The 18,539-nt window shown below is 61.7% G+C and carries 14 protein-coding genes; 4 read left to right on the top strand and 10 right to left on the bottom strand.

Translation table 11 applies throughout. From position 1 onward, the window contains the following. Positions 1–29 precede the first annotated feature (29 nt). The 3 genes from CLU95_RS20755 to CLU95_RS20745 all read right to left on the bottom strand — a co-directional run bounded on the left by CLU95_RS20755 (position 30) and on the right by CLU95_RS20745 (position 3,020). Positions 30–1,466, bottom strand: coding sequence for a cytochrome b (locus CLU95_RS20755; protein ID WP_099795339.1), 1,437 nt, complete (start codon positions 1,464–1,466; stop codon positions 30–32). Between the two features lie 14 nt (positions 1,467–1,480). Then, complete coding sequence (gene petA, locus CLU95_RS20750) at positions 1,481–2,098, bottom strand: ubiquinol-cytochrome c reductase iron-sulfur subunit (protein WP_099795338.1); 618 nt, start codon at positions 2,096–2,098, stop codon at positions 1,481–1,483. 160 nt (positions 2,099–2,258) lie between these two features. Further along, entirely contained in the window at positions 2,259–3,020 is a 762-nt protein-coding gene (locus CLU95_RS20745) for a response regulator transcription factor (protein WP_099795337.1), read from the bottom strand. A gap of 923 nt (positions 3,021–3,943) precedes the next feature. On the opposite strand from CLU95_RS20745, the gene CLU95_RS20735 reads away from it, so the two are divergent. Continuing rightward, positions 3,944–4,561 (top strand): YjbF family lipoprotein, encoded by a 618-nt coding sequence (locus tag CLU95_RS20735; protein ID WP_180288652.1) that lies wholly within the window; start codon positions 3,944–3,946, stop codon positions 4,559–4,561. Continuing rightward, on the top strand, positions 4,558–7,617 hold the full coding sequence (locus tag CLU95_RS20730; protein WP_099797410.1) for a YjbH domain-containing protein: 3,060 nt from the start codon (positions 4,558–4,560) through the stop codon (positions 7,615–7,617). The genes CLU95_RS20735 and CLU95_RS20730 overlap by 4 nt, the downstream gene beginning before the upstream one ends. A 102-nt stretch (positions 7,618–7,719) precedes the next feature. Here CLU95_RS20730 and CLU95_RS20725 read toward each other — a convergent pair whose 3' ends face one another. After that, the gene (locus tag CLU95_RS20725; protein ID WP_099795334.1) at positions 7,720–9,723 is read right to left on the bottom strand and encodes a polysaccharide biosynthesis protein; all 2,004 of its coding nucleotides are present in this window, start codon (positions 9,721–9,723) and stop codon (positions 7,720–7,722) included. 446 nt (positions 9,724–10,169) lie between these two features. On the opposite strand from CLU95_RS20725, the gene CLU95_RS20720 reads away from it, so the two are divergent. After that, positions 10,170–10,604, top strand: a complete 435-nt coding sequence (locus tag CLU95_RS20720; protein WP_099795333.1) for a low molecular weight protein-tyrosine-phosphatase — start codon at positions 10,170–10,172, stop codon at positions 10,602–10,604. Next, positions 10,601–12,862 carry a polysaccharide biosynthesis tyrosine autokinase gene (locus tag CLU95_RS20715; RefSeq protein ID WP_099795332.1) on the top strand — a complete coding sequence of 754 codons (2,262 nt, stop codon included), beginning with the start codon at positions 10,601–10,603 and terminating at the stop codon, positions 12,860–12,862. The genes CLU95_RS20720 and CLU95_RS20715 overlap by 4 nt, the downstream gene beginning before the upstream one ends. A gap of 71 nt (positions 12,863–12,933) precedes the next feature. Here CLU95_RS20715 and CLU95_RS20710 read toward each other — a convergent pair whose 3' ends face one another. Genes CLU95_RS20710 through asnB form a run of 6 tightly spaced genes read right to left on the bottom strand, consistent with a single transcriptional unit; the run spans position 12,934 to position 18,539 of the window. Continuing rightward, positions 12,934–13,296, bottom strand: a complete 363-nt coding sequence (locus tag CLU95_RS20710) for a VanZ family protein (protein WP_099795331.1) — start codon at positions 13,294–13,296, stop codon at positions 12,934–12,936. Between the two features lie 31 nt (positions 13,297–13,327). Further along, positions 13,328–13,900: an acetyltransferase gene (locus tag CLU95_RS20705; protein ID WP_257214684.1), complete on the bottom strand. Its 573-nt coding sequence runs from the start codon at positions 13,898–13,900 to the stop codon at positions 13,328–13,330. A gap of 14 nt (positions 13,901–13,914) precedes the next feature. Beyond that, positions 13,915–14,475, bottom strand: a complete 561-nt coding sequence (locus tag CLU95_RS20700; protein WP_099795329.1) for a sugar transferase — start codon at positions 14,473–14,475, stop codon at positions 13,915–13,917. After that, positions 14,459–15,451, bottom strand: coding sequence for a UDP-glucose 4-epimerase family protein (locus CLU95_RS20695; protein ID WP_099795328.1), 993 nt, complete (start codon positions 15,449–15,451; stop codon positions 14,459–14,461). Before CLU95_RS20695 ends, CLU95_RS20700 begins: the two co-directional genes overlap by 17 nt. Further along, a complete protein-coding gene (locus tag CLU95_RS20690; RefSeq protein ID WP_099795327.1) occupies positions 15,448–16,569 on the bottom strand; it encodes a glycosyltransferase family 4 protein in 1,122 nt (373 codons plus the stop codon). The genes CLU95_RS20695 and CLU95_RS20690 overlap by 4 nt, the downstream gene beginning before the upstream one ends. Then, a complete protein-coding gene (gene asnB, locus CLU95_RS20685; RefSeq protein WP_099795326.1) occupies positions 16,566–18,539 on the bottom strand; it encodes an asparagine synthase (glutamine-hydrolyzing) in 1,974 nt (657 codons plus the stop codon). The genes CLU95_RS20690 and asnB overlap by 4 nt, the downstream gene beginning before the upstream one ends.

The raw sequence follows: 18,539 nt of genomic DNA, 5'->3' as shown, positions 1-18,539 counted from the left end.
CTCTCAAGCTCTCTTGCACTTCTCGCGCATCAATGGGCGGTGAAGACCACGCGCTCGGGTACGGTCTTGAATTCACCCTTGCTGCTCCACCACGGCATCAGCAGGAAGAAGCCGAAGTAGAAGAGCGTGCCGATCTGCGAGATGGTCTGGGCGATGTCCAGGGCGAACGAGCCGATGACCAGGTTGCCCCAGACGCCGGGTGCCTGGATGCCCAGGTAGCCCAGGATCAGGAACAGGAACACGAACACGCCGTAGACATACTTGTGCCAGCTCGGACGGTAGCGGATCGACTTGACTTCGCTGTGGTCGAGCCACGGCAGGAAGAACAGGATGATGACCGAGCCGCCCATGATGACCACGCCCCAGAACTTGGCGTCGAAAGTCTTGAGCAGGAAGATCGCGACCGCGGCCACGACCACGGCGGCAATCTTCAGGCCCATGCCCGACTTGCCCTTGATGAAGTTCCAGATGGCGGCCGCGGCAATGATCAGTGCGAACACGTTGACCATGTCGTCGGTGGTGGCGCGCAGCATCGAATAGAACGGCGTGAAGTACCAGACGGGCGCGATGTGGTTCGGCGTCTTCAGCGAATCGGCCGGGATGAAGTTGTTGTACTCCAGGAAGTACCCACCGGCTTCAGGCGCGAAGAAGATCACCGCCGAGAAGATCGTGAGGAACACCACCACGCCGAAGATGTCGTGCACCGTGTAGTACGGGTGCGACGGGATGCCGTCGAGCGGATGGCCGTCGGGGCCGCGCTTGGCCTTGATCTCGATGCCATCGGGGTTGTTGGAACCCACTTCGTGCAGCGCGATCAGGTGGGCCACCACGAGGCCGAGCAGCACCAGCGGCACGGCGATGACGTGGAAGCTGAAGAAGCGGTTCAGCGTGGCGTCGCTCACGACGTAGTCGCCGCGGATCAGCAGGGCCAGGTCAGGACCGATGAACGGGATGGCAGCGAACAGGTTCACGATGACCTGAGCGCCCCAGTAGGACATCTGGCCCCAGGGCAGCAGGTAACCCATGAAGGCTTCGGCCATCAGGCACAGGAAGATCGCACAGCCGAACACCCAGATCAGCTCGCGCGGCTTGCGATAGCTGCCGTACATGAGGCCGCGGAACATGTGCAGGTACACCACAATGAAGAACGCCGAGGCGCCCGTCGAGTGGATGTAGCGGATCAGCCAGCCCCAGGGCACGTCGCGCATGATGTACTCGACCGATGCGAACGCTTGGTTCGCGTCGGGCTTGTAGTGCATCACGAGGAAGATGCCGGTCACGATCTGGATCACGAGGACCAGCATCGCGAGCGAGCCGAAGATGTACCAGAAGTTGAAATTCTTCGGTGCGTAGTACTTGCCCCACTGGTCGTTCCAGAGCTTGGTCAGCGGGAAGCGGTTGTCGACCCAGTTGAGCAGCTTCTCGCCTGCGGGGGCGTTGGGGGAAACTTCGTGAAATTCAGCCATGTTCGTGGTCTCCCTCAGGCCTTCTTGCTGTCGTCGCCGATGAGCAGGCGCGTGTCGGACAGGTACATGTGCGGAGGCACAGGAAGGTTGTCAGGAGCGGGCTTGTTCTTGAAGACGCGACCGGCGAGGTCGAACGTGGAACCGTGGCAAGGGCAGAGGAAACCGCCTTCCCAGTCGTTCGGCAGCGAGGGTTGCGGGCCAGCCTGCAGGCGGTCGACCGGCGAGCAGCCGAGGTGGGTGCAGATGCCGACCACGACCAGCACATCGGGCTTGATCGAACGTTGGCCGTTCTGTGCGTACTTGGGCGTGAATTCGTCGGGGTGGCGCTTGGAGAGCGGATCGGCGAGCTGGCCATCGAGCTTGGCGAGTTCGGCGATCTGTTCGGGCGTGCGCTTGAGAATCCAGACGGGCTTGCCGCGCCATTCGACGGTGATTTTTTCACCGACCTTGAGGGCCGAGATGTCCACTTCGACCGCGGCGCCCGCGGCTTTTGCCTTTTCAGACGGCTGGAATGTGCTCACAAAAGGGATTGCGGTGGCCACGCCGCCCGCTACGCCGGCACAGCTGGATGCGATCAACCACGTCCGCTTGCTTGTGTCGATCCGGGGCGAGCCGGAGGTCATGTCACTCATGGGGATCCTCTAAGTCTTCTTCGCTGGAGCAGGGGCTGACCTTTGCCACAGCAAGGTCAACCCGAGATTGTAGCGGGGCGCAAAAGGGTTTTTCAATGATTGCGGCGCGCCCGCACGGCGCCGCAGCGCGTGCGCGACAGTGCTCAGCAACCCGCAGTGCTCAGCTCAGCAGCCCGTACTGGGTCGCCTGTCGAACGGCTTGGGTTCGCGACTTGACGGCCAGCTTGCGGTAGATCCGCTTGGCGTGGAACTCGACCGTGTTGATCGAGAGGCAGATCGCTTCGGCAATCTGCCGGTTGCTCCAGCCTTGCGCGATCAAGCGCAGCACATTGAGCTCCCGAGGTGACAGCAGCCCGGGAGCAGGCATCGGGGGCGAGACCGTGTCGCCGTCGCGCAATGCGAACTCGACACCCTCCGGTTTCGCAGACGCCGCAATCAAGCCGAGGACGCGACGCGCGACGCGTGCATCGATCGGCGAACCGCCGCGCTCGATGGAGCGCAGCAAGAAAGAGAGCTCGGCATCGTCGGTGCTCGTGAGCAGGTAGCCGGAGGCTCCCGACGAGATCGCGGCCTCGACCAGCAGGCGGTCGTCGTCCTTCGACATGGCGATGGCGTCGATCTGCGGGTAGGCCCTCCGCAGATCCGACAGGAGTGCGACCCCGCCGTCATCGGACAGGTGCATGTCGACCAGCACCAGATCGTAGGGCAGCGCCGCCAATAGATGGGTCGCTTCCGCGCGTGTGGAGGCAATCACGACGCGACGCCCCGGGGCCAGGTCGCAAAGGAGGCGCCGCATGCGCTCGGCCAGAGCCAGGTCACCCTCGACGATCAAGGCGCCGAAGAAGGCACAGCCCAAGGCGGCGTATCGCCCGGTGAGTGCCGGCGCCGAATGCGCGCTGTGGGCGGACAGGTGATTCATCATGAGCACACGCCTCCGATCACGCCATCTGCCGCGCCTACGCACACCCGCACACCGTCCATCACCCCGCCCTCAGACAATCGAATCACGCATATCCCCTTGTTGCGCCCCGCGGCGCACCTTGAATGTCAACTTTCGTTTCGGGGTACTGCAGGAACGATGCCCGGGAGTCGGCCGCGCGACCCATCACAACGGCGTTTTGGCCAGCACGTTGATTTCATTGAAGAAATGCGACTGCGACGACCGGAGCTGTCCCGATAGAGGTACGCGCCAGTCGCCGTCGTTACGGCCGTCCTGGGCGGAACGTTACGTAGCATTGAGATACACATGCACCGGTCACATTCACCAGCAAAAATCGAGGCAATATGCGGTTACACGGATGCCGTGGCAAACGCCCCATTCCGCAGGCTGAATTAGTTGCGGCACACTTCTGATGCTGCTAACCTCATGTCAAGAGCATAAAAACCCTTTGAGAGGATCACTGTGAAGACGAACAAACTGATTGCGACCGTCGCCCTTGCCACCCTGGCAATCTCGTCGGCTTTTGCCCAAACGCAGGTTACCCCTGCGCCCGCAAGCAACAACACTCGCGCATTTGCACCGGGCCCCGCTGGCGCTCCGAATGCAACCGCCAGCGGCCTTGGCGGCCTGTCCAACGCCCAATGGGGCGCCGTGGGAGGTGCTGGCGCACTGATGGTTGCACTTGGTAGCAGCAACGGCGGTAACGGCGGCGGCGGCTTCTTCGTCCCCGGCACGGGCACCACCGGCACGGGCACCACCGGCACGCGTTAATGCTGGTTGCCCTCCTGAAAGGAGGGCATTCGCTGAAAAGTCCGCGCGTTGCTTCCGCCACGCGACTCTTAGAACGTTGCCTTTTGGCAACGTTTTTCTTGGGCGTTGGCGGTTGCTCCTCCGGAACTTCAGCCATGCTGGATTCGGCTCGCTTGTTGTATAGCGGTGAGTCCTCAGCAACCCAGCCCAATTTCAATCCCAGCTATCGATACCTGAGAACCAGCGTCAATGGGCGCGTCGTTTTCATGGTGCTCGGCTACATCGACCAACGCGCCGAAGGGTCTGTCGAGGTTTGGTACAGCGGCTCGGGTGAGGTGGTCCGACTGCTGAATGGTCAACTGGTCGGCACGACCGGGTTGTCCATCGACTGGCGTGACGTTCGGCTTGCCAATCCACCTGCTTGGCAAACTCAAGCCGCCAACACCACACAGACCTACGCTCGAGAACGCGACCTGATGCCCGGCTATCGCTTCGGCATTCGCGACGACATCGCGCGCACATCGATCGCACCGCCCACCGACAGCGCTCTTGCCGGTGCGCCTGCAAACTCCTTGCGCTGGTATGAGGAACGCAGCGTGTCTCGCCCTGCGGCAGCCTCCGTTCCTCCCGCGCGCTTCGGCGTTTCGTTTGCTTCTGGCGCACCCCAGGTCGTGTATTCGGAGCAATGTATTTCCCGCGACCTCTGCATGAGCTTCGAACAGTGGACACCCCCCGCACCAGCAGCCGGCACCGCGGCGCGCGCTGGTACATGAGCCCCCCTTTCCTGCGAGCCATCAGCCCCCCGCACTGGCCCCGTCGAACGGCCCTTGCCTGCGCGCTGATGGCAAGCCTTGGTGCGCTGGCGGAGCCGTCGCAGAACACAGCGACCGTCGAGCCCGCAAATGATGCTGAAGTGCGCCCCGGCGAGCGGCTGAGCACTTGGTTGCTGCGTCAGCCGGAAGGCACCGCAGCGCCCGGACTGGCTTGGCGCGTGCCGCAGGAGCGGCTGGCCCAACAGTTCCTGAAGAACACCCTGCTCGTGCGCCTCGAGGCAGCCAGCAGGCGCGCACCGCGTTCCGAGCAACTCGATCGGCTGAAGCTCATCACGTGGCTGCAGAACCTGCCCGTCACCGGCCGTGTGGCACTGGGCATCGTGGACCCCCGCTGGTTACAAGCACACCCAGATCAAGATCCTCTGCTGTCGGCCGGCCAGCAGCTCGTCGCGCCCTCTGCGCAATTGAAAACCATCGCGGTTGTCCGACCCAATGGCGAGCTGTGCCACGTGGCGCACGAAGCCGGCCGGACCGCCTGGGACTACGTCATCGCCTGCGCACCCGACAGCACCCACGACTGGGCATGGGTTGCACAACCCGACGGCCGGACTTCTCGCGTAGGTATCGCCCCCTGGAATGGCCACCCCTCCGATGAACCGGCTCCTGGCGCATGGATCTGGGCAGCGCCGCGCGGCATGACCGAGCTGGTCGACGCATCGGAAGGCATTGTCAAGTTCCTGGCTACACAAGGCCCTTCGCCTCAGACAGCAGCGCTCGGCACCACGACTGTCGCGCTTGCAGCTGCCAAGCCGGCCACCTCAATCAGTACATCCGTCCCACCGTCGGTTCCGCCGGAAAGCGTCATCTCCGTGCGCCCCGACGCATCGGCCCCGCAATACAAGGCACCTCGCACGAGCAGCAACGACTGGGGCGAAACAGGTCTTCTCCAAACGCCCACGGCACGCATGGGCGAAGCCGGCGATTTCCGCACGTCGATCAGCCACGTGTCGCCCTATACGCGGCTGAACGTGATGTTCCAGCCGCTGGATTGGCTGGAGGCCGGCTTTCGCTACACCTCGGTCAGCAACCGCACCTATTTCGCCAACACTCCAGGCCAGAGCTACAAGGACAAGAGCATCGACGTGAAGGTGCGGCTGCTGCGCGAATCGGCCTATGCGCCGGAATTGGCGCTGGGCTTTCGCGACCTTGGGGGCACCGGACTCTTTTCTTCCGAGTACCTGGTCGCTAACAAACGGTACGGTGATCTCGACTTCAGCCTCGGCATCGGTTGGGGATACTTGGGCAACAGCGGAAACATCCGCAATCCCCTGCTAGCCCTGAGCAATCGCTTCAGAACGCGCACGGTGAGCTCCGCGACGGGCGGTGAAGCGAACTTCAACGCCTTCTTCCGGGGCCCCGCCGCGCTGTTCGGCGGTATCGAATGGCGCACGCCCTGGGATCCCTTGACGGTCAAGCTCGAGTACGAAGGCAACAACTACAAGAACGAGCCTCAGCAGAACAACCAGGTTCAGCGCTCACCCTTCAACGTTGGCCTGGAATATCGCTACTCGCCCGGCGTCGCCTTCACCGCCGGCCTGGAGCGCGGCAACAAGGTGATGGTGGGCCTGACCCTGTCCACCAACATGGCGAACATGCGGTCCGGCAAACCCGCAGACCCGCCGCCGCCCCGCTTCACGCCGGAGGCTCCGGCCAATCCACCCGGCTGGGCCACCACCGCTGCGGAGATCCAGGCACGCACCGAATGGACCGTGCAACGCATCGCGCCGCAAGGCGACAGCGCACACGTCTGGATCACCGAGAGCCACACGGTGTACCGCGAGGCCCGCGTGCAGCAGGTCATTGCCGTCATGCACCGCGATGCACCGGCGTCGATCAAGCACTTCGTCCTTCATTACAACGAGCGCGGACTGGCTCTGCATACGCAGGTTGTCAATCGCAGCGAGTGGGTGACAGCGCACTACCAGGCGCAGACGCCCGCAGAACTGCGCGCCGCGGACCAACGCGAGGACTACGCGCCGCCGCGCGGCCGGACCGAAGACGGGCTCTACGTGCCGGCATCGCCACCGCGCACACCCGCCGACACAACAGCCACCGCCACCGCATCGCCCGGCGAGACACCGGCCATGGCTCCCTGGGAACGGCGCACAGAAAAACTCACCTTCGGCCTGACCCCGAGCTTCTCGCAGATCCTCGGCGGCCCCGATGCCTTCCTGCTCTACCAACTCGGCGTCTCGGCCACTGCGGAGTACCGCTTCACGCCGAGCACCTGGGTGAATGCCGCGCTGAACTGGCGCCTGCTCGACAACTTCGACAAGTTCACCTACACGGCGCCCAGCAACCTTCCCCGCGTGCGGACCTACCAGCGCGAGTACGCAACGACCAAGCGGTTGACGATGCCGGTGTTTCAGCTGACCCACGTGGGCCGGCTGAACGAAGACCAGTACTACAGCGTCTACGGCGGCGCCCTTGAGTCGATGTTTGCCGGCGTGGGCGCCGAGTGGCTGTATCGCCCGTGGCGCAGCAAGTTCGCCTTCGGCATCGACATCAACCATGTGCGCCAGCGCGACTTCGCGCAAGACCTCGGCCTGCGCGACTACAAGGTCAACACCGGCCACGCCACGCTCTATTGGGACACCGGCTGGAACGGCGTGCAGGCCAGGATCAGCGCAGGCCAGTACCTTGCAGGCGATCGTGGCGTCACCCTCGACATCAGCCGCCGCTTCGACAACGGCGTGACGATCGGCGCCTGGGCCACCAAGACCAACGTGTCCGCCGCGCAGTTCGGCGAAGGTAGCTTCGACAAGGGCATCTACGTGTCCATTCCCTTCGACGCGTTGCTGCCGCGCTCGAGCAAGTTCACTGCGAACTTTGCCTGGGCTCCGCTGGTGCGGGATGGTGGCGCCAAGCTGGGACGGATCAACCCGTTGTTCGAGATGACATCGATACGGGATCCGAAGGCTTTCAACTTCTCACCAGCCGACGACAAGGCACCGAAGGCGGGGGACAACATCCTCGACTTCAAACGGGCGCAGTAGGCGACACCGACTGAAAACAAAAGAGCCCCGGATCGGGGCTCTTGATCTCAGCATCCTCCCCGGCGAGTCGGAGCGGGAAAAGAATGAAGCAGTTCTATCGAATCAGATTGCCACGGCAATCTGATTCGGCGTGGGCGACTGGTCGGCCTCACCCACCTGCGCAGCGCCGACTGCCGCCGCGTGCAGCTGAGCCCCGTCACGCACACGGTGACGCTCCATGTGCACCCAATCCACAACCTCCGCATGCGGCCGATAGCCGGGCAGCATCTGCGTCAGCGTCCGCTTCAGCATCGGCACATCGCTGCTTTCGAGTGCTGCATTCAGTGTCTCGAACTGGCGCCAGAGCTCATTCCAAGGCAGACAGGGATCATGTGCCTTCATGACACGAGGATGTACCGTAGGCATCGCGCTGTCACCGATCAGGAGCTCTTCGTAGAGCTTCTCTCCAGGTCGCAACCCGGTCACCTGCAGCTCGATATCGCCATCCGGCGAATGCTCGTCACGGACGGTGCGCCCTGAAAGCTCTACCAGTCGGCGGGCGAGGTCGATGATCCTCACCGGCTCGCCCATATCGAGCACGAAGACATCACCGCCCTGCGCCATCGCGCCCGCCTGAATCACCAACTGGGCGGCTTCAGGAATGGTCATGAAATAGCGCGTGATGTCTGCATGCGTCAGCGTGATCGGGCCACCCGCCTCGATCTGCTTGCGAAACAACGGCACTACCGAGCCACTGGAACCAAGCACGTTACCGAAGCGGACCATCGAGAAGCATGTGTCCGAACTCTGCTGGGCCAATCCCTGCAACGCCATTTCAGCGACCCGCTTGCTGGCTCCCATGATGTTCGTAGGCCGCACAGCTTTGTCGGTACTGATCAGGACAAAGTTGGGAACCTTGCACTCCATGGCAATCCGCGCCGTAGTGAGCGTGCCCATCGCGTTGTTTCGCACACCCTCTGCCGGGTTGTGCTCGACGAGCGGCACATGCTTGTACGCCGCCGCGTGATAGACCGTGTCAGGGCGCCAGGCGCGCATCACTTCGCGTAGCCGCGCGACGTCGCACACCGAGGCGAGCAGCGGAACGATACGTACGTTCGGCGCCAACTGCTCCAGTTCCTGATGGATGCCATAGAGCGCGTACTCGCTCAGCTCCACAAGCAGCAGCGTGGAAGGCGACAGCTGAACGATCTGCCGGCACAGCTCACTGCCGATGGAGCCACCGGCTCCGGTGACCAGCACCACTTGGCCGCGAATGTGCTTGTGCAGCAAGTCCGCCACCGGTTCGACCGGATCTCGCCCCAGCAAGTCCTCGATGTCGACTTCGACCAGGTCATTGACCTGCACCTTGCCATTGGCCAGATCGAGCAGCCCCGGAAGCATCCGTACATGCAGATGCAATGGCAACAACTGGTTCAGAATTTCAACACGGCGCCCGCGGCTGGCTGAAGGCATCGCCAAGAGTACGTCCGTGATGCCCCAGCTGGCGGCGTTGCTGCTGAGCCAATCCGAGGATTGAATGCGCAGGCCGTTGATCGTGTTGCCCTGGAGATGCGAGTCGTCGTCAACGAAAGCGCGGACGACCATGTCCCGACTTTGAGCTAACGCCGCAGCCAGTTGCAAACCCGCGCTACCGGCACCGTAGATCACCACCTGAGGCAGTTGCTTGCGCTGCAGAGCGCTCATGTAGAGACCACCCAACCAATAGCGCGCAAACATGCGCGAGCCGGCGATGGCCAGGAACAAAAGCAGCGGCACGAGTAAACCGACCGTTCGCGGCACTCCTCGCACACCGACCACCGAGAAGATCAAAGCATAGCCGAGGCCAAACAATACGCACGCGCGCACGATAGCCATGACTGCAGCCGTGCCTGCATATCGGAAGATGGCTCTGTAGAGCCCGAAAACCACAAAGAGGGGGAGCGCAAGGGCAACGGCCACCGCGACAGCCGACCACTGAACGCCGCGCGGTGCCATCCATTGCTCGAAGCGAAAGCTGAATGCCAACCAGACACACAAGACGCAGAGCATCGCATCGACCCCTAGAGCCAGCATGCGCTTCACCGGGCGCGGCAAGGCAAGCAAGGGGGCAGCCAAACGATTGATCACACTGAAAACTCCTGCGGCACCTACAGGGTGCCGCGCTGCAACAATTGTCCGCGAAGGGTACCCACCCCTCCCCCCCAATTCAGGGGATTCGCGACATTCAAGATGTCATTTTTTGTATCTTGTGCATCGACATGACTTTGGTCACGGAGCGCTCATCCGCGCCTTCGACCCACTGCACCCTTGCGACCAAGATCGATGCGGGGTGCAGAGAATGCCCGCCGCGTGGCAACAGCACCGGGCAGTAGCCACAAACGCCCTGACTACAATGCCAAGGGCGTGCCCAGCCTTTATCTCTCTTGTCTAGATGGCGCGATCCAATCGCTCAACCAAGAATTGGTGAGGGAGTTTCTGTACGACGCATGATTCATGCTGGATATGAAGTACGCGGCACGCAATACGTTGAGTCTGACAACAGAGGCACAAGCCTTCGCAGGGAGCCAAGTCTCATGAAATCCGTTCTGGTGGTATGCATTGGCAACATCTGTCGCAGTCCCATGGGGGAAGCACTGATCGCTGCAGCATTGCCACAGGTTCAAGTCACGTCTGCCGGGACGGGCGCTCTGGTCGGTCACCCCGCAGATCCGATCGCACGCAAATTAATGGCTGCACGCGGCATCGACATCGAGGGCCACCGTGCGCGCCAACTCACAGGACAGATGTGCCAGCAGGCCGATCTTATTCTTGCGATGGATGAAGCCCAGCGGATTCACATCGGTCAGCGCCATCCGCTGACCCGGGGCAAACTGTTCCGATTGGGCGAAGTCGCACGCGTTGATATTCCCGATCCATATCGCATGGGCCGCCCGGCCTTCGAGCAGGCCCTGCAACTCATCGCCGATGGCGCCCAAGCCTGGGCAGAACGCATTCGCAAACTCTCATGATCCCTTCTGCCTCCACAACGGCCCCCTCCTCAGCACTTGCACGTGACGATGACGACGATGCAATTCATCTGTCCGAGTACTTCGATATCCTGCTCGATCGCAAGTGGCTGGTGGCGGGCATCACCGCGGTCGCCCTCGCGATCGGTACGGCTTACGCACTCCTGGCCACACCGATCTATCAATCCAACCTTCTGATTCAGGTCGAAGATGCCGCCCCCGACGCCAAGAATTTTCTCGGCGACACCGCAAGTCTTTTTGATGTGAAAACGCCGGCCACCGGCGAAATTCAAATCATCCGTTCTCGGATGGTCATTGGAGGAGCCGTTGAGGCGAAGCAGCTGTACATCGATGCACAGCCGCGCTATTTGCCGTTTATCGGCGAATGGCTCTCCAGGCGCGCGAAAGAACTGTCGAGCCCGGGTTTTCTTGGCATGGGAGGGTACGTTTCTGGCACCGAATCCGTCGACATTGCTAAATTTGACGTACCTTCCGCGCTGGAAGATCAGAAGCCTTTCACCATTACCGCAATGGCGGGTGGTCAGTACACGCTGAGCCACCCCGACCTCACCGAACCGTTGACCGGGACCGTCGGGAAGGTCCTGAACCAACAGGTGCAGGATGGGACGATCACATTGGTGGTTTCGCGGCTCGACGGCAAGCCTGGCGCCGAATTCCTTGTTTCGCGTGCATCGCTGCTGGCCACGATTGAAGACTTGCAGAAACGTGTGCAACTTGGCGAACAAGGCAAGCAATCGAATGTGATCAGCGTCTCTCTCGAAGACAGCGATCGTGATCGTCTGCGTCGCACGCTCAACGAGATTGGTACCCAGTACGTGCGCCAAAATGTCGAGCGGAAGGCTGCCGAGGCAGAGAAGACCATCGAGTTCCTTGACCGACAGCTGCCTGAATTCAAGCGGCAACTGGAAAACTCAGAGGACTCCTACGCTCGCTTCCGCAATCAGAATGGCACTGTGGCCTTCGACGAAGAGGCAAAAGCGGCATTGTCACTGTCGGTGCAGCTCCAGACAAAATTGCTTGAGTCCGAGCAACTGCGGCGAGAGCTCCTGTCGCGCTTCACCGCGAGCAATCCGAAGGTTCAGATGCTCGATGGTCAAATTGCGGCCATCCGCCATGAGATCAACAGCCTCGAAACGAAGGTCAGCGCTATGCCGACCGTGCAACGTGATGCGCTCCGCTTGGAGCGCGACGTCCGCGTCAATGGCGAGCTCTACAAGTCGATGCTCGACAGTTCGCTGCAGCTGCGGCTCGTGAAGGAGGGCAAGATCGGCAATGTGCGACTGCTCGACATAGCCGTCGAGCCCAGAAAGGCGGTCAAACCGCAGAAGCCGCTGGTCATCGCACTGTCTCTGGTGCTGGGGCTGCTGGCTGGCATTGCATTTGCCATCCTGCGTAGCAAGCTCTCGAGCGGCATTCGCAACCCACAGGAAATCGAGGACCGCCTCGGCCTCAACGTCTATTCCGTCGTGCCACTGGCCATCGAGCAGGAAACGATTCTGGAACACATAGCCGGCGGCGCGAAGGGCGTGCAATTGCTGGCAGTAACCTCTCCCGAGAGCCTTGCCATCGAGAGCCTGCGCAATCTGCGCGTGTCCCTGCAACTGACTTTGATGGAGAGCGGCAACAACCGCGTACTCATCACCGGCGCTACGCCTGGTGTGGGCAAGAGTTTCGTCTCCGGCAATTTCGCCGTCATCATGGCGCAGGCCGGCAAGCGCGTCCTGCTGATCGACGCCGACCTGCGCAAGGGACATCTTCAAAAAGCCTTCGGGCTTCCGCGCAAGGGCGGCTTGGCAGATGTGCTGGCGGGCGACATGACGCCCGAGCAGGCGATCCATGCCCAAGTGATCCCAAACCTCGATGTCCTGACGACCGGCGCCTATCCCTTCAACCCCGCGAACATGATGCTGTCATCTGCACTGGGTGAACTACTGAACGACTTCTCGGAACGCTACGACTTGGTGGTGATCGACAGCCCGCCGGTGCTGGTGGCTGCCGATGCCGCGGCAGTCGCTGCTCATGCAGGTGCTGTGCTGCTGGTCGCCCGTGACAACCTGACTCAATTGGGCGAGTTGAATGAGAGCGTCAAGCGCCTCGCGCATGCGGGCCAGCAAGTCAACGGCGTGGTCTTCAACGGCATGGACCTTTCGCGCAGGCACTATGGCAGCTATGGCTATAAGTACGGTGGCTACCGCTACACCGAATACAAGTACAAAGAAGCTGGAGCGGCTTCGGAATAGACAGCAGGACGCGGTCAAGGCCGAGCCATCTCCATCGGCTCCTCCAGCGAGCCTCTGAAACGCAAGGAAAATCAGCGACCGGTTTGTCGCCGAGCCGCCAGCCACCGCGCCAGCCGCACGAAGACTTCCCCGATGAGCAGACCTAGGCCGTCAGCCCAAAGGTCGCTCCATTCGGCGTATCGATCAGGCGTGAAAGACTGCAACACCTCAATGAGCGCACCGTAAGCCAGCAGGCTCGGCACTACCAGCGATATGCGCCCAGGCCAGGCCTGGTGCGCAAAGAAGGCCAGCGTCGCGAAGGCCAGCACATGGTTGCTCTTATCCCAGCCCGTAGTAGGCATGGGCGTCGAGGGCGGCGCGAGCGAAAGCACAAGAATCGCGAAAGCACAGGCCCAAAAAATCCAGCGCGATAGGAGGCCGATTTTCGACTTCATCTGCTTGCCACTCTTTCAGGCACCGGCATCGTCAAGCATCGACCACTTCGCCCGCTCGCAGTACACGCCCTGCAGAAACCTTGACCCCATAGGCGAGCGTTGAGCCCGCAGGCATCCACGCACAACGCCCGAGCACGCTGCTACCGGCCATTCCCGCATTTACGCCCAGATGGCCGAACGGCTCCACTGTGCAGTCATGATCGACTACCGCGCCACAGTTCACTATCACGCCTTCGCCCAGTTGAGCGCCGGTGCCCACGACCGCGCCAGCCATGACAGCGCAGCCCTGCCCCACAGCGGCCCTCGGCGATATGGTGGCAGTCGGGTGAAGCACCGTTGCCAAGGCCAGCCCCTGCTCCTGCACACGCTCGTGCAAGGCTTCGCGCAGCGCGTTGTTGCCGATGGCCACGAACACCGCATCGACCCGGTCCCTGCATGCGCTCAGCAAAGAGGTCTTTCCCCACACCGGCCATTCCCACAAGCGTTGCTCGGACTCGGCCGCGTCGTCGAGAAAGCCCGCCAACAGATAGTCGTCGCGCAACAAGACCGCCTCCGCAATGCTGCGGCCGTGACCACCCGTGCCAATGATCAGCAAACGCTTCATCGTCATCCTTGTACTCAATGCGTCACGCCATCGCGCCTGAGCACTTTGACGAAGGTAAGCCAAAGAATGCGGATATCGAATCCCAAAGACTGGCGCTGAAGATAATCGACATCGAACTGGACCTTCACCGGGATCGGCAACTCGTCGCGCCCATTGACCTGGGCCCAACCAGTGAGGCCCGGCACCAACAGATGCACGCCACGCCGGGTCCGCAGCTCGATCAGGTCTGCTTGATTGAACAGTGCCGGGCGCGGCCCGACAAAACTCATGTCACCGACCAGGATGCTCCACAACTGCGGCAGCTCATCGAGGCTGCTCTTGCGGAGAAAAGGGCCGATGGGCGTCAGGTACACCTTGGGGTCGGACAGCAGGTGCGTGGCGACCGCAGGCGTGCCCACTCGCATGCTTCGGAACTTCGGCATTTTGAAGATCCGGTTATTACTGCCAACGCGGTCGGACCAATAGAGGGCTGGGCCACGCGACGTGAGACGTACAGCCAGCGCAACGAGGGCTACCGGCAGCAACAACACTATGGCCGCACACAGTGCAAGAATCAAATCAAACAGACGCTTCATTCAAATACCCTTCTGTCGCCCTCTTCAAACCCTCGTCGACACTGAGAGGCGGCACCCATCCCAGTCGTTGTCTTGTGTCCGAGATATCCACCTGCAGCGAACCGCAGAGCCGCTGTGCGACACTTCGCCGGCCCAGTAAGGCCGCGCCGCACTCCAGCCAGCTCACCGGCACAGGTACAAGCCGCGCCGGTCGCCCCATCGCCTGCCCGAGGCGCTGTAGCAATTGAGATGTCGAGAGGTCTTCCCCATCCGAGACCAGAAAAGTCCGGTTGGCGGCGGCCGGATGAGATATGCAGATAAACAGCAGATCGACCAGGTTGCCCAGCGCCACCATACTCCGGCGGTTGTGCTTGATGAGCGCCAACGGCAGGGGCAAGCGACGCGCGACCGCGCCCATCATGGCTCGGAAGTTCGCCCCGACGCCGCGCCCGTAGACCAACGGCGGACGAACTATGGCCACTTCCATTCCCGAATCAATGGCCAGCTGACGCAGACCTGCCTCCGCTTCGTGCTTGGAGATTCCATAGGCATCCTGCGGCGCCGGGGAATCATCCGCCCGAAAAGGCTGCCCGACCGCCGTCGCTTCGCCGTTTACTTTGATTGAGCTGACAAAGACAAAACGTCTCACCCCCGCCGCTGCAGCCTGCCGAGCCAGGTTCAGCGTACCTTCAACATTCACGGAACGGAAGGCGCTCAGCGGATCTTCCGCAGTGTCTTGCATCACGTGCACCCGGGCAGCGCAATGGACGACTGCATCGGCACCTCGCAGTGCTTCGCTCCAGTCGGTGTCGCGGGACAAATCGCCTACCGCGCACTGTTTGATCGCCTCTGGCAGACGCTGGCTCGGTTGCCGGACTCCGGCAACGATGTCGAACGAGGCCGCAGGCCTCCCCCCTTCAGTCGAAGCGCTAACGATCAACTGTTGAATGAGCGCACCTCCTACGAAGCCGGTCCCACCGGTGACAAGAACCCTCACGCGACCACCTCCTCCCACACCTGCATGGTTTTCGCCGCAACAAATTCCTGCGAGAACTCCCGCTCGACCATCAGACGCCCTTGGGCGCCCATCTGCTCTCGCATCGCACGATCGGCCATCAGCATCTTGAGGGCATCGGCCAAGGCCGGGACGTCACCGAACGGAACCAGGAGACCATTCTTGCCATGAACCACGACCTCCCGACAGCCGGGCACGTCGAACGTGACGATCGGCCTTGCACTGCTGGCGGCTTCGAGCAGCGCTTTGGGCAATCCTTCACGATAGGAAGGCAGACACACCACGTGGGCCTCGGCCAGCACCGCGGGCATGTCGTTGCGATTTCCCCAGTACTCGACCACACCTTCCGCCTCCCAGGCTTTCAGGGTCTGCAGCGGAACGCATGATGGGTTGTGATCATCGCGGCCGCCCACCAAAGCGAATCGCGCACGGATGCCGCGTTGTTGCAAGAGCCTCGCGGCCTCCACAAACTCGGCCACGCCCTTGTCCCACAGCATCCGCCCCGGCAGCACGACGAGCATCTGCTGGTCGGACTCCAATGTCGCGGGGAACGCACTCGTATCCACACCCGCGCCACGAATCAGGCGAATTCTTTCGGGCGCAATGACCTTCGCATCCGACAGCACCTGCGCGTCGTCCGGGTTCTGCAAAATCAGACGTGTGGCCGGATTGCGAAATGCGGCGCGGAACGCTTGGACGATGAACGGGCGCAAGCACCGTGCGAGCATCTTCTGCGAGGAGAACACGTATCCCAAGCCCGCGAGTGCAAACACTCTGCCCCCAGATTTTTTGGACTTACCTGCCATTGCGCTGTACAGGACGGGCTTAAGTGCCACTGCGTGCAAAACGTCAGGCTGAAATACGTGGATGGCGGCTCGCACTTCTTTCAATGCCCGCCATTCGGTTAACGGGTTCTTGGAGCGCCGTTCCAAGAACCACGGAAAAACCTCGATGCCCGATTTTTCGAGCAATTCGGCGTGACTCGAAATGCGGCACAAGACGGCGACGCGATACCCTGCGGCCTTCGCGTGCAACGCCAATTGAAGACGATGGGAAACGAAGTACCAGTCTTCCGAAATGACGAACATCAATCGCTTCATGGTGTCACCGGCACCTGCTCTGTCAACCATGCCTGAAACATCAGCACGCACCACAGTTGCTGCTGCCAGTTGCGCTGACCACTCACATGCTCGGCCCATTTTTTGCGAATCGGCGCGGGATTGAAATAGCCGTCGCGTTTCAGGCGCGCCTCGCTGAGCAGATCTTCTGCCCAAGGGCGCAGCGGGCCGCGCAGCCAATCGGCAATGGGCACGCCAAAGCCCATCTTGGGGCGCTCAATCAGTGCCTTGGGCACATGCCTGAACAATACCTGCCGCAAGGCCCACTTGGTCGTGCTGCCCTTGTTTTCGTCACTCAGTTTGTATTCCATGGGCAGCTGCCATGCGAACTCCACCACGCGGTGATCAAGAAAAGGCACACGCGTTTCCAAGCTCACCCCCATGGCAGCCCGGTCCACCTTGGCCAGAATGTCATCGGGCAGATAGGTCTGGAGGTCGAGAGCCATCATGCGTTCGATGTCGCCTAGCCCGGCCAGAGCCGGCGCCGAGTCATTGAGCGCAGTGGTTGGCTCAGTGCCGCCCAGCACCACGTCTTCAGGACGAAGCCAATGAGAGACCATGCTGCGATAGAGTTCAGCCACCGAGCTGGCCGTCATCACACCCGCCCCCTTGTGCAACTTGTCCCCAACATTCGCCCAGCGACGCCCGAGGGGGGTATGAGCAGCAATTCGGTCCAGGCGCCCTGGCGACACGCTCGTGAGCCCACGGGCCACCATACGCCGCATCGGCTGCGGCACGGCCGACAGCCGATGCCACAAACTCGCAGCAAGCGAGTAGCGGTTGTAGCCGCAAAACAATTCGTCTCCGGCGTCACCTGAGAGCGACACAGTGACGTGGCGACGCGCAAGCTGGCTCACCAAGAACGTGGGAATTTGCGAAGAGTCGGCAAACGGCTCGCAATAGAGGCCGGGCAGACTCGGAATGACGGCCAGAGCCTGCTCTGGCGTGACATACATCTCGGTGTGCTCGGTGCCAAGGTGTTGAGCCACTGCCTTGGCGTGCTCAGCCTCGTTGTAAGCTGCCTCGTGAAAACCGATCGAGAAGGTCTTCACCGGACGACTGGCTTGCGTCTGCATCAGCGCGACCACGGTAGAGGAATCGACCCCACCCGAAAGGAAGGCGCCAAGCGGCACGTCCGCCATCATCTGTCGTCGCACCGCATCTTTGAGCAAGACCTCCAGTTCATCGACAGCCTCTGTTGGGCTGCCTTCGAACCGCTGAGCCATGCCGCGCTGCGCTGCCGCTGCACTCGACCAGTAGGTCTGGAAGGCGGGCTCAGGAGCAGCCTGCGACACGCTCAAGAGGCTGCCAGGCAAAAGCTTGTGAATGCCCTCGTAAATCGAATGGTGCCCACCCACATTGTTGTGTCGCATGAACAAGCACAGAGCATCTCGATTGATTTGCGCACCGAACGCCGGGTGGGCGTGCAGTGCTTTCAATTCGGAGCCGAACAGGAACACCGCAGCACGGCCTCGGCCCTGCCAGCCATAGTAAAGCGGCTTCTCGCCCAAGCGATCGCGCGCGAGTGTGAGTGTGCGTGCCTGCCTGTCCCAAACGGAAAAAGCGAACATGCCGATCGACCGCTCGACCGTGGCGCGAATGCCCCAGCGATCGAAACAGGCCAATAACGTTTCGGTGTCTGAATGCCCTCGCCATGCAAGCCCACCCTGATGCTGCCCAAGTTCGACGCGCAGGTCCAAGTGGTTGTATATCTCACCATTGAAGATCAACACCCACCGCCCACTGGCCGACACCATGGGTTGCGCCCCAGCGGGGGACAAATCCACGATCGCCAAACGGCGGTGACCCATCGCAATACCCGCCGCCTCGTCAAACCAATGGCCATCTGAATCCGGGCCGCGATGAGCAATTGCGTCGGTCATTCGACGCAATACCGCATCAGGAGTAGCGACGTCGTTCCAATTCCCTAAAAATCCCGAAAAACCACACAC

This window comes from Variovorax sp. 54, from assembly GCF_002754375.1.
Taxonomy (GTDB): Bacteria; Pseudomonadota; Gammaproteobacteria; order Burkholderiales; family Burkholderiaceae_C; genus Variovorax.
Note: the sequence above shows the minus strand (reverse complement) of the source record. Positions and strands in the feature narration are given on the sequence as shown.